The sequence below is a fragment of the Streptomyces phaeofaciens genome, assembly GCF_014648915.1.
Lineage (GTDB): Bacteria > Actinomycetota > Actinomycetes > Streptomycetales > Streptomycetaceae > Streptomyces > Streptomyces phaeofaciens.
This window is the reverse complement of record NZ_BMSA01000005.1, coordinates 60,052-71,881: the sequence shown is the minus strand read 5'-3', so window position 1 is coordinate 71,881 and position 11,830 is coordinate 60,052. Positions and strand designations below refer to the sequence as shown.

The window sequence follows — 11,830 nt, the reverse complement described above, 5'->3', positions numbered from 1 at the left end:
CTCAAGAACAGCACGACGGCTCAAGAGGAGAGACGTGAGCGGCAAGGGCGCACCGGAACTGTCCGTACGCAATGTGGGTGACCTGCGGGTCGCCGTCATCGCGGCCCAGTGGCACGAGAAGGTGATGGACGGACTGGTCGACGGCGCGCTGCGCGCCCTGCACGACCTGGGCATCGACGAGCCGACCCTGCTGCGGGTCCCCGGCAGCTGGGAGCTCCCGGTCGTCGCCAAGGTGCTGGCCGGACGGGGCTACGACGCGATCGTCGCCCTGGGCGTCGTCATCCGCGGCGGCACCCCGCACTTCGAGTACGTGTGCCAGGGCGTCACCCAGGGCCTCACCCAGGTCGCCGTCGACACCGGCGTCCCCGTCGGCAACGGCGTCCTGACCTGCGACACCGAGGAGCAGGCCCTGGACCGGGCCGGGATCGAGGGCTCCAACGAGGACAAGGGACACGAGGCGGTGACGGCGGCCCTGGCGACCGCGGCCATCCTCCGCTCAGTATCTGAACCCTGGAGGTAGGCCGCGGCGCATTACGGCTAGGGTGGGCAGCACCATGTCCAAGAAGACGTTCGAGGAGCTCTTCACCGAGCTCCAGCAGAAGGCCGCCAACGGCGACCCCGCCACTTCCCGCACCGCAGAACTGGTCGAGAAGGGCGTCCATGCCATCGGCAAGAAGGTCGTCGAAGAGGCCGCAGAAGTCTGGATGGCCGCCGAGTACGAGGGCAAGGAGGCGGCCGCCGAGGAGATCTCGCAGCTGCTGTACCACGTCCAGGTGATGATGGTCGCCCGCGGAATCTCACTGGACGACGTGTACGCCCACCTGTAGAACCCTTTTTCGCCGCCTACATCCCCCTTTGCCCCTTTCACGAGAAGGAAGCCGACCTCATGCTGCGCATCGCCGTCCCCAACAAGGGTTCCCTGTCAGGCCCTGCGGCGGAGATGCTGCATGAGGCCGGCTACCAGCAGCGCCGCGAGTCCAAGGAACTGCGCATCGTCGACCCGGAGAACGAGGTCGAGTTCTTCTACCTCCGCCCCCGCGACATCGCGATCTACGTCTCCTCCGGCCGCCTCGACATCGGCGTCACCGGCCGCGACCTGCTGATCGACTCCGGCGCCAACGCCGAGGAGATCCTCCCGCTCGGCTTCGCCCGCTCCACCTTCCGCTTCGCCGGCAAGCCCGGCACGGCGAACACCCTCGACGACCTCAAGGGCCGCACGGTCGCCACCTCCTACGAGGGCATCGTCGCCAAGCACCTCGCCGAGCGGAGCGTCGACGCCTCGGTCGTCCACCTGGACGGCGCCGTCGAGACCGCCATCGAACTGGGCGTCGCCGAGGTCATCGCCGACGTCGTGGAGACCGGCACCTCGCTGCGCAACGCCGGCCTCGAGGTCTTCGGCGAGCCCATCATGAAGTCCGAGGCCATCGTGATCCGCCGCGCCGGCGGGGAGCCCGACGACGCCGTCGAGTCCAAGGTGCAGCAGTTCCTGCGCCGCCTCCAGGGCGTCCTGGTCGCCCGGACCTACGTGATGATGGACTACGACTGCCGTGTCGAGCAGCTGGAGAAGGCCGTCGCGCTGACTCCGGGCCTGGAGTCCCCGACCGTCTCCCCGCTGCACAACGAGGGCTGGGTCGCTGTCCGCGCCATGGTCCCCGCCAAGGAGGCACAGCGGATCATGGACGACCTGTACGACATCGGCGCGCGGGCCATCCTGACCACGGCCATCCACGCCTGCCGCCTCTGAGGACCCCGGGACCATGTCCGACCTCCCCGCCCTTCCCGCCCTCCCCGTCACCTTCCGGCCGGGCCGCACCCGCGCGGTGCTGCTCTCGGCCGGAGTGGTGATCTTCCTCGTCATCTCCGGCGTGGCCCTGCTGCTGGAGCAGCTCGGCCCGGGGGAGAAGCTCAGCTTCGTCGTGACCGGTGCCCTGATCTTCTGGGTGCTGGCCCTGTTCGCCCGGGTCCGGGTCGTCGCCGACGACTCCGGTGTCACCGTGGTGAACATCGCCGGCCGACGGCGCCTGGACTGGGCGGAGATCCTCCGGGTGAACCTCCGTCCGGGCGACGCCTGGGTCTTCCTCGACCTCAGCGACGGCACCAGCCTGCCCGCGCTCGGCATCCAGCCGGGCATCGACAAGAAGCAGGCCATCGCCGACGCGCGCACCCTGCGGGCGCTCGCCGAGGCCCGGTCGATCCGCGACCCCGAGGCCGCCCCCGGGACGGATCAGGGCTGAGTCCGCGCAACATCGGGGCTGACTCGGGGACGTCCACCCTGCCGCTCGAGCCCCTGTCTTGATTAATCTGGTGACGGAGGCGTTCCCCTTGTGCCTCCACCCCTGTTGTGCCCTGCCGGGCACACGGGGGTTCCTGCTACCCGAGGAGTGACCCTCTCCGGCGATGGACGGTTCGTCCTGTAGTACCTGCGCCGCCCCCTACCCTGTTCAGGCGGCGGCATCATGACCATCCCCCTGCTGCTCCTGGCAGCCGCGTTCCTGCTCATCCTGGCCAACGGCTTCTTCGTGGCCGCCGAGTTCGGCCTCGTCACGGTCGAGCGCCCGGAGGCCGAGAAGGCCGCCGCCGAAGGCGACCGACGAGCCCGTACGGTCGTGGAGTCGCTCAAGGAACTGTCGTTCCAGCTCTCCGGCACCCAGCTCGGTATCACCATCACCTCCCTCGTCGTCGGCATGCTCGCCGAACCGGCGCTCGCGGAGCTGCTGCACGGCCCGTTCACGGCCATCGGCATCCCCGAGGGCGCCGTGGGCGGTGTCACCGTGGTGGTCGGCATGCTGCTGGCCTCCGCCGTCCAGATGGTGGTCGGCGAACTCGTGCCGAAGAACTGGGCGGTGTCCAAGCCCCTCCAGGTCGCGCGTTTCGTCGCCGGCCCGCAGCACGCCTTCTCGCGGCTGTTCCGGCCGGTCATCGCCGCGCTGAACACCGTCGCCAACCGGCTGGTGCGGGCCCTGGGCGTCGAGCCGACCGAGGAGCTGGCCTCCGCCCGCACCCCCGGTGAACTCGTCTCCCTGGCCCGCCATTCGGCCCAGGCCGGCGCACTCGAACAGGACACGGCCGATCTCTTCGTCCGGACGCTGTCCCTGGCCGAGCTGACCGCACAGCACGTCATGACCCCGCGCGTGAAGGTCAGCGCCCTCCAGGCGTCGGCCACCGCCGAGGACGTGGTCAACCTGACCCGTGCCACCGGTCTGTCCCGTTTCCCCGTCTACCGCGAGAAGATCGACGAGATCGTCGGCATGGCCCACCTCAAGGACGCCCTGGCCGTCCCCGTCCACGACCGGCTGCGCACCCCGGTCTCGCGCATCGCCCGCCCGGCGCTGCTGGTCCCCGAGACCCTGCCGGTCCAGCCCCTGCTGTCCCGGCTGCGCAGCGAGCAGCCCATCGCCGTCGTCGTCGACGAGTACGGCGGCACGGCCGGTGTGGTCACCCTGGAGGACATCGTCGAGGAGATCGTCGGCGAGGTCCGCGACGAGCACGACAGCCAGGACACGCCCGAACTGGCCGCCGCCCCGCCCGAGGAGGGCAGGCCCGCCTGGGACGTCGACGGCAGCTGCCGGGTCGACACCCTCCAGCGGATAGGACTCGACGTGCCCGAGGGGCCCTACGAGACGGTCGCCGGCCTCGTCGCCGACCTGCTGGGCCGGATCCCGGCCGTCGGCGACCGGGCCGATCTGCCCGGCTGGCGGCTGTCGGTGCGCCGGGTCGGCCACTACCGGGCCGAGCGGATCCGGCTGGTGCGGACCGGCGTGGTCGTGGAGGTCGCCCGATGAGCGTCCTCCAACTGGTCTTCGCCGCGCTGCTCGTCCTCACCAACGGCTTCTTCGTCGGTGCCGAGTTCGCGCTCGTCTCGGTCCGCCGCAGCCAGATCGAGCCCCTGGGCACCGCCCGGGCCCGCCAGGTCCTCTACGGCCTGGAGCGGCTGCCGCAGATGATGGCCGCCGCCCAGTTCGGCATCACGGTCTGCTCCCTCACCCTGGGCGCGGTCGCCGAACCGACCGTGGCGCAGCTGCTGGAGCCGGTCTTCGAGTCGATCCACCTCCCGCACGGCATGATCCACCCGCTGGGCTATGTCGTCGCGCTCGCCGCCGTGGTCTTCCTCCACCTCGTCATCGGCGAGATGGTCCCGAAGAACCTGGCCATGGCGGCCCCGGAGAAGGCGGCGCTGTGGCTCAGCCCCGGCCTGGTCGCCTTCGCCCGGCTGTGCAGGCCGGTCACCGTCGCCCTCGGCGCCGTCGCCCAGGGCATCCTGCGGCTCTTCCACGTCGAGCCCAGGGACGAGGTCGAGGCCGTCGTCACCAGCGAGCAGCTGAACCGGCTGCTCGAGGACTCCGGCCAGGCCGGCCTCCTCGACCCCGAGGAGCAGGAGCGCCTGGAGGACGCGCTGGAACTGGGCTCGCGCCCGGTGACGGACGTGCTGCTGAAGCGGGAGTCACTGGTGACCGTCGGTCCGGCGGTCACCCCGGGCGAGATCGTCGAGCTCACCGCCCGCACCGGCTACTCCCGGTTCCCGATAGCCGCGGAGAACGGCGCGTTCATGGGCTATCTGCACGTGAAGGACGTCCTCGACGTGGAGGACTCCGAGCGGGCGGTGCCGCAGCAGGTGTGGCGTCCGATGACCACCCTGCGCTCGGAACTGCCGCTGGACGACGCGCTCACCGTGATGCGGCGCGCGGCGACCCACCTGGCCCAGGTCGCGGACGCCTCAGGCAAGGTGCTGGGGCTGGTCGCCCTGGAGGACGTACTGGAGCTGCTGGTCGGCGAGGTACGGGATCCCGCGCACCGGGAGGTCGCGGAGGTCAGGCTGGCGGAACCGAGGACGACGGGCACACCGGAAGAGGTGCTGGCCACCTAGCCCCCCGCGGGCGGGCGTTTCGCGCCCGCCCGCGGTCGGCTCACATCGCCGAGGGGTCGTGCGGTCCCCGCCCCGACAGCACCTCGCCGTACGCCTGCATCAGATCCGGCAGCCGCAGCGTCGACAGATCGTCCCGGGTCAGTGTCCCGGGGTAGGTCGACAGCCGCAGGTCCCGGTAGGCACAGCTCTTCTCGTACAGCGTCCGCAGGAACCGCCCGTTGCCCAGTTCGTCGATCCACCCCTGGTCGACGACGTGCCCGGCGATCGAGCGCAGCTCGTCGAGCGCCTCCTCGTCCCACACGTCCCCGTTCTCCTGGGCGAGCACCTCGCCGATGGAGGTGAGCTCCAGGGGGCGGTACGAGGGGAAGTCCACGCGGGACGTGAAACGGGAGGACAGCCCGGGGTTGGCGGCCAGCAGCCGGTCCATGCCCTCCGGGTAGCCGGCCAGGATGACCACCAGGTGGTCCCGGTTGTCCTCGGCGCGCTTGAGCAGCACCTGCAACGCCTCGTCGCCGTACGCGTCGCCCTTGCCGTAGCCGGAGTTGGACAGGGAGTAGGCCTCGTCGACGAAGAGCACGCCGCCGAGGGCGGAGTCGATCAGCTCGTTGGCCTTCACCGCCGTCTGGCCGAGGTACTCGCCGACCAGATCGGCCCGCTGGGCCTCCACCAGATGGTCGCCGCCGAGCAGACCGAGGGCGTAGAAGACACGGCCCAGGATGCGGGCCACCGTGGTCTTGCCGGTGCCGGAGGGGCCGGAGAAGACGAAGTGCCGTTTGGGAGGCTGCACCGGAAGGCCCTGCCCGGCGCGCAGCCGCGCCATGTTCAGCTGCGCCGACAACGCCTTGACCTGGCGTTTCACCGGTTCCAGCCCCACCATGCGCTCCAGTTCGGCGAGCGCCTCCTCCAAGAGCACGGGGTCCGTCGGGCCCGCGGGCAGTGGCGAGGGCACCGCCTGCTTCTCCCGCACCGCGGGGTCGGCCGCCGAGGGCAGCGGGCCGACCGGCGGCAGATCGGCCGGTTCGGTCAGCTTCAGGTCCCGGCCCTCGGTGCCGAACAGCGGGTCGAGTCCGTCGGGCCCGTCCACGGCGTCCTGCCCGATACCGGTGAGGGTGATCGCCGCGAGGCCGGCGGGATCGTCGTACCCGTCGCCCTCGGAGATCGCGGCGAGCCGGGCGGAGGTGTCCATGAAGGCGGGGTCGACGCGGTGCACCGCCCGGTACAGGGGGAAGGCGGCCGCCGAGCGGCCGGTTCCCTCGTGGGCCCGGGCCAGCCAGTAGCGCAGTTCCTTGCGCTGCGGCTGCTCGCTGCGGCAGCGCATCAGGGCCGCGGCCAGCAGCGGGTCGGCCTGCCCGTACATCTCCAGCCGGACCCGGGCCATGCCGCCGAAGAGTCCGGCCTCGATGCCCAGCAGCGGGTCGTTCAGCAGCGGGTCGGTGTGCCGGATCAGCTGCTCCCAGTCCTTGACCAGGTAGGCGCGGCAGGCGTGCAGGAAGCGGACCTGGTGGTCGGTGTCGACGGGCGGCAGCCCGGCCAGCGCCCGGTCCAGCTCGGGCACATGGCGGCCGTCCAGCCAGTGCGAGGCATGGGCCAGTAAGAGGTCGCGCGGGCTCTCCAGGACCGGCTGCACCCACCAGCCCAGCCAGTACCAGGAGTTGAGCGGACGGCGGTGCCGGGCCCGCTGTTCGCCGAAGCGGTCGCGGTGCCGGAACATCCGCAGCAGCGCGGTCGTCGTGTCCACACGCAGCGCGTGCAGCCCGAGCCAGCCGTCGGCCATCCCGGGATCGATCCGCACCGCGGTGCGGAACTCCTCCTCCGCCTGTGGATACGCGCCCATGGTGTAGGCGTCCACGCCTCGCAGCCAGGCGAGGTCGGCCGGAGCCTCGGGGCCCCGCGTGCCGAAGTCCATCACGTCCCCCACAAACCGTGCCCCCGTCGGTCGGCCACCGGGCCGTCGCCCGTCGGCTGCCTTGGTCGAACCGCTGTGCCGCGGACCGGAGTTGCAAGGTGCGCGCAGCAGCTGTCGACAGGTCGCACCGAGGGCATCGTACCTGCGGGGCAGTGCGCACCGAAGGGTGCCGCACAGGCCGTTTGACGAGGTGGGAGCGGGCGGGGCGCACGGGCGGGTGGTGACCGAGGGTGAGCGGATCGGCGCGCGCGGCGTCCGGGAGACGGGCCCGGGGCAGAACGAAGCCCCCGATCACGGGGGAACAACCGGGGGCTTCGCGACTGAGGGCGGCTGCGATTGCCGCACATTCAGAACGTAAGTCCTGTCCGGGCCCCCGGTCAAGCGCAGTTGAAGCAGTTGGCGAAGTTCGAGCGCACGGCCCTTCACAGGTTCACCACATCGCGGCCGGGCCCTCACGGTGGGTGACATCCTGGTGCGGTCGAAGGTCTCCCACGGGCCCCGCCAGCACCTCGTACCCCTCCTCCAACTGCCGTACCAGAACGTCGGCATACGGTTTTGACGGATCCCGGGAAAAGTGGTCTTCCTCGGCCGGTACCCACCCGTCCCAGAACTCCCGTTGCTCCTCCCCGTCCCGCGAGCGCCCGCGCGCCCAGGCCGTCTCGGGCGGCAGGTCCAGCCACAGCAGGCACGCCAGGTGGGGCCGCACGGCGCGACGGCCCGCGCCGACCCCCTCGATCAGGACGACGGGAGCCGGGGGCAGCGCGCGGGGCGGACCGAAGCGGCGCGTCCGCCAGTCGTAGGGGGAGTAGTGCGCCGTCGTGCCGCGGCCGAAGGGCTCGATGACCTGGGTGAGCAGCCGCTCGGTCCAGCCGAACAGCTCGTCGTGGCTGGCGATGTCGTCGAGGCGCAGCACGGGCGCACCGTCGAGGGCCTCGGCCAGTCGCCCGGCGAACGTGGACTTCCCGGAGCCCGCGTGCCCGTCGATACCGACCAGGCGGACCGGGCCGCAGGACGGGGGGAGGCGGCGGAGCCGGGCGGCGAGCTGGCGGATGGCGGGTCCCGGGGACGGAAGCGGGCGGGGCGGTGTGCGGCGGACCAGTCTAGTGCGACACGACGGGCGCTCCCGGGCGAAGGTGCTGGCGGGCGGGGGCACCCGCGTCCATAGTGGCCGCACAGCCGCACAGCCGCACAGCCGCACAGCCGCACAGCCGCACAGCCGCACAGCCGCACAGCCGCACAGCCGCACCAGCCGCGCACCGGACACCCTGGGGGTCCTCCGCTCATGAGCAGGGCAGAACAGCCGTCCCGCAGAAGCGTCCTCGCCGCCGCCGTGGCCGCGGCCGTGGCCGGCGGCACGGGCGCGGCGGTGGCCGCCGGCACCGATGAGACCGCCGAGACCGTGGACGGCGACGCGGCCCGGGCCCGCCCGGTCGACCACCGCTCCTGGGTCACGTACGCCGACTGGATCACCGGCACCGCCCAGGGCACCCGGGCCGTCGCGGGAGCCCGGCCGGGGCTGGCCGTCGACGCCCCGCTCGGCACCCTCGACCACACCGACCCGCACACGAAGACCACCGCCGCCTGGGAGTACGCGACCTGGACGTCCTCCGTCCACCGGCTCGCCGTCCCCGCGACCGAGGCGATCGTCTCCTGGAACGCGAGCACCCCGGCCGGCACCTGGCTCCAGATCGAGCTGACGGGCACGTACTCCGACGGCACGGACACCCCCTGGTACGTGATGGGCCGCTGGGCGGCCGGCGACCAGGACATCAGGCGGACCTCCGTCGACGGCCAGACCGACGGCCGCAGCACGGTCTGGACGGACACCCTCGCGATCGACGACACCGCGACGGGCCTGCGGCTGGTGTCGTACCGGATCCGGCTGACCCTCCACCGCCGGCCCGGCACCGGGCTCACCCCGACCGTGTGGCGGGCCGGCGTGATGGGCTCGGACGTCCCGGACCGCTTCACCGTCCCCGCCTCGGTGCCCGGCCTCGCCCGGGAGCTGGCCGTGCCGCGCTACTCGCAGGAGATCCACAAGGGCCGCTACCCGGAGTACGACAACGGCGGCGAAGCCTGGTGCAGCCCCACCTCCTCGCAGATGATCATCGAGTACTGGGGCGGCCGGCTGACCCCCGCGCAGCTGAAGTGGGTCGACCCGGCCTACTCCGACCCGCAGGTGTGCCACGCGGCCCGCCACACGTACGACCACCAGTACGGCGGCTGCGGCAACTGGCCGTTCAACGCGGCCTACGCGGCCACCTTCAAGGATCTCCAGGGCGTGGTCACCCGGCTCGCCTCCCTCACCGATCTGGAGACGCTGATCGCGGCCGGTATCCCCGCGATGACCTCCCAGTCCTTCCTCAAGGAGGAGCTGACCGGCGCCGGATACGGCACGGCCGGGCACCTGATGACCGTGATCGGCTTCACCGCCGACGGCGATGTGATCGCCAACGACCCGAACGCGGCCGACGACGCGTCGGTGCGGCGCGTGTACCGGCGGCGGGAGTTCGAGAACGTCTGGCTGCGGACCAAGCGGTACAACGCGAGCGGCACGGTCGTCTCCGGGACCGGCGGAGTCTGCTACCTCTACTTCCCGGCACGTCCGACGGCCCGGCAGCGCGTGGCGCTGGAGGTGGTGGGGGTGCGCGCATAGGCGTGGGAGCGCGGCCGAAGGTGCACCGGGGCGGCGGTCCCGGTGACCGATGGTCTGTGAGCAAGCTCTCGGCCGTAAAGGCCCTGAACGGTGGCAAGGTGGACAGAACGCGACCCGCTCCGCCGACCTCAGCGAGACACCATGACCGCACACGCAGCCACCGCCGCCCGCACCGACACCGGCGGCCCCCGCAACGACGGGCCGAAGGTCGTCGAGCACCTCATGGGCTGGGTCCTCGTCGTGGTCGTCGCGATGCTGGTGACCCAGCTGGGACTGCTCTGACAGCGGACTGGACCACTGTCTGCCGCGGTATGACCGATGTGACCTGATCCATGGTTCGACCTGACATACTGACGTCGTCCCACCGGCCGTTGGAGACCAGGTCGAAAGTGAATATCAGCCAACCGCGCGACACCGCCCGCCCCCGGGCGCGGGGAACCGAGCGCTCACTCGCGCGCCGCGCCGAACTCATCACCATCGGGCGCAAGTTGTTCGCCGACACGTCCTACGACGCGCTCTCGATGGACGACATCGCGCGGCAGGCACATGTCGCGAAGGGGCTGATCTACTACTACTTCCAGTCCAAGCGCGGGTACTACCTGGCCATCGTCCAGGACTCCGTCGCCGATCTGGTCTCCTTCGCCGCGAGCGGACTCGAACTGCCGCAGGCGGACCGGGTGCAGCGCACCATCGACGGCTATCTGCGCTACGCCGAGCACAACCAGGCCGCCTTCCGCACGATCGTCAGCGGCGGTGTCGGCTTCGACACCGAGGTGCACGCCATCCGGGACGGTGTGCGCGCGGCGATCGTGGCGACCATCGCCGAGGGCGCCTACGGCCGCGGTGACGTCCCCCCGCTGCCCCGGATGGGCCTGCTCGCCTGGGTGTGCGCCGTGGAGGGGGCCACCCTCGACTGGATCGACCGCCCCGAACTCTCCCGCGCCACCATGTGCGACCTGCTGGTGAAGACCCTGGGCGGCACCCTGCGCGCCATCGAGGAGATCGACCCGGCCTTCCCGGCCCCGGAGCCGGCCCGCCGGGACCACTGACCCGGCACCGGGGCGGAGGCTCGTGGTCCCCCGCCCCGAATGCCCCATGAGCCGGGCTACTTGATGGCGTCGATCAGCTCACCGTCGGCGGTGTCCCCGCTCAGCTCCCAGAAGAAGGTCCCGCCCAGCCCCTGCCGGTCCTTGTACCTCATCTTGGTCGCGATGGTCCTCGGGGTGTCGTAACTCCACCACTCCGAGCCGCACTTGGCGTAGGCGGTGCCGCCGGCCGTGCCGGTCGCCGGGCACCTCTCCTTGAGGACCTTGTAGTCCTCGTTGCCGGCCTCGTACGTCCCCGGCGCCGGGCCGGTGGCCGTGCCGCCGGGCTTCGCCTGGGTGACGCCGGTCCAGCCGCGCCCGTAGAAGCCGATGCCGAGCAGCAGCTTGTGGGCGGGGATGCCGAGGCTCTTGAGCTTGGCGATCGTGGTGGCGGTGTCGTTGCCCTGTTGCGGGATCCCGCGGTAGGAGGTCAGCGGCGAGTGCGGTGCCGTGGGTCCGGTGGCCGCCCAGGTGCCGAAGTAGTCGTACGTCATCGGGTTGTACCAGTCGATGTACCGGGCCGCGCCGGCGTAGTCCGCCGCGTCGATGCGGCCGCCGGCGGAAGCGTCGGCGGTGATCGCCGCGGTGACCAGCTCGCGCCTGCCGAACGTGGTGCGCAGTGCCTTCATGACGTCCCGGAACGCCTCGCGGCCGCTGGTGTCGCAGGTGAGGCCGCAGGCGTTGGGGTACTCCCAGTCGATGTCGATGCCGTCGAAGACGTCCGCCCACCGGGGGTTCTCGACCAGGTCGTGGCAGGACCTGGCGAAGGCCGCCGGGTCCTTGGCGGCCTCGCCGAAGCCGCCGGACCAGCTCCAGCCGCCGAAGGACCAGATGACCTTGAGGCCGGGGTGGAGCTTCTTCAGCTTGCGCAGCTGGTTGAAGTTGCCGCTGAGCGGCTGGTCCGCGGTGTCGGCGACACCGTCCACGGACTCCTCGGCGGTGAACGGCTTGTCGGTGTCGGCCCAGGGGTCGCCGAGGGCGCACTTGCCGTCGGTGACGTTGCCGAAGGCGTAGTTGATGTGCGTGAGCCGGTCGGCGGAGCCGGACGTCTCGATGTTCTTGACGAAGTACTGGCGGCCGTAGATGCCCCAGTCGGTGAAGTAGCCGACGACCTTCGAGTTCTTGGCGTGGGGCTGGGCGCGGGCGGGCTCGTTCGCCGTGGCGGGGCCGGCGCCGGCGAGCAGGGCGGCGCCGAGGGCGGCACAGCATCCGGCGGCGAGCAGCGCCCGGAACCGGGTGCGGGGGCGGGACGGGGTGTGCATCGGAGTGTCTCCTCGCAGGGGAAGGGGAGGCGAACGCACGCCGATCGGCATGAACGC

The 11,830-nt window shown here is 71.6% G+C and carries 12 protein-coding genes; 9 read left to right on the top strand and 3 right to left on the bottom strand.

Features of this window, described 5'->3' with window-relative positions:
• The first annotated feature begins 34 nt into the window (after positions 1–34).
• The 6 genes from ribH (at position 35) to IE275_RS11780 (ending at position 4,864) form a co-directional block, all read left to right on the top strand.
• The gene (ribH, locus tag IE275_RS11805; RefSeq protein WP_189710650.1) at positions 35–520 is read left to right on the top strand and encodes a 6,7-dimethyl-8-ribityllumazine synthase; all 486 of its coding nucleotides are present in this window, start codon (positions 35–37) and stop codon (positions 518–520) included.
• 34 nt (positions 521–554) lie between these two features.
• Positions 555–827 (top strand): phosphoribosyl-ATP diphosphatase, encoded by a 273-nt coding sequence (locus tag IE275_RS11800; RefSeq protein WP_161310382.1) that lies wholly within the window; start codon positions 555–557, stop codon positions 825–827.
• Between the two features lie 59 nt (positions 828–886).
• Positions 887–1,744 carry an ATP phosphoribosyltransferase gene (gene hisG, locus IE275_RS11795; protein WP_189710648.1) on the top strand — a complete coding sequence of 286 codons (858 nt, stop codon included), beginning with the start codon at positions 887–889 and terminating at the stop codon, positions 1,742–1,744.
• Between the two features lie 13 nt (positions 1,745–1,757).
• The gene (locus IE275_RS11790; RefSeq protein ID WP_189710637.1) at positions 1,758–2,234 is read left to right on the top strand and encodes a PH domain-containing protein; all 477 of its coding nucleotides are present in this window, start codon (positions 1,758–1,760) and stop codon (positions 2,232–2,234) included.
• Between the two features lie 222 nt (positions 2,235–2,456).
• A complete protein-coding gene (locus tag IE275_RS11785) occupies positions 2,457–3,782 on the top strand; it encodes a hemolysin family protein (protein ID WP_189710633.1) in 1,326 nt (441 codons plus the stop codon).
• Positions 3,779–4,864: a hemolysin family protein gene (locus IE275_RS11780; protein ID WP_189710631.1), complete on the top strand. Its 1,086-nt coding sequence runs from the start codon at positions 3,779–3,781 to the stop codon at positions 4,862–4,864. Before IE275_RS11785 ends, IE275_RS11780 begins: the two co-directional genes overlap by 4 nt.
• 40 nt (positions 4,865–4,904) lie before the next feature.
• Here the strand turns inward: IE275_RS11780 and IE275_RS11775 are convergent, their stop codons facing one another.
• Both IE275_RS11775 and IE275_RS11770 read right to left on the bottom strand, forming a co-directional pair.
• A complete protein-coding gene (locus IE275_RS11775; RefSeq protein WP_189710629.1) occupies positions 4,905–6,770 on the bottom strand; it encodes an AAA family ATPase in 1,866 nt (621 codons plus the stop codon).
• A gap of 430 nt (positions 6,771–7,200) precedes the next feature.
• The gene (locus IE275_RS11770) at positions 7,201–7,821 is read right to left on the bottom strand and encodes a uridine kinase family protein (protein WP_189711112.1); all 621 of its coding nucleotides are present in this window, start codon (positions 7,819–7,821) and stop codon (positions 7,201–7,203) included.
• 231 nt (positions 7,822–8,052) lie between these two features.
• Between IE275_RS11770 and IE275_RS11765 the strand changes: the two genes are divergently transcribed.
• The 3 genes from IE275_RS11765 to IE275_RS11755 all read left to right on the top strand — a co-directional run bounded on the left by IE275_RS11765 (position 8,053) and on the right by IE275_RS11755 (position 10,475).
• Entirely contained in the window at positions 8,053–9,426 is a 1,374-nt protein-coding gene (locus IE275_RS11765) for a C39 family peptidase (RefSeq protein ID WP_189710627.1), read from the top strand.
• 141 nt (positions 9,427–9,567) lie between these two features.
• Complete coding sequence (locus tag IE275_RS11760) at positions 9,568–9,708, top strand: SCO1431 family membrane protein (protein ID WP_189710625.1); 141 nt, start codon at positions 9,568–9,570, stop codon at positions 9,706–9,708.
• A 107-nt stretch (positions 9,709–9,815) separates the two neighbouring features.
• The gene (locus IE275_RS11755) at positions 9,816–10,475 is read left to right on the top strand and encodes a TetR/AcrR family transcriptional regulator (RefSeq protein ID WP_189710623.1); all 660 of its coding nucleotides are present in this window, start codon (positions 9,816–9,818) and stop codon (positions 10,473–10,475) included.
• A gap of 56 nt (positions 10,476–10,531) precedes the next feature.
• On the opposite strand, the gene IE275_RS11750 is transcribed toward IE275_RS11755, so the two are convergent.
• Positions 10,532–11,773, bottom strand: a complete 1,242-nt coding sequence (locus IE275_RS11750; protein ID WP_189710621.1) for a glycoside hydrolase family 18 protein — start codon at positions 11,771–11,773, stop codon at positions 10,532–10,534.
• Positions 11,774–11,830 lie beyond the last annotated feature (57 nt).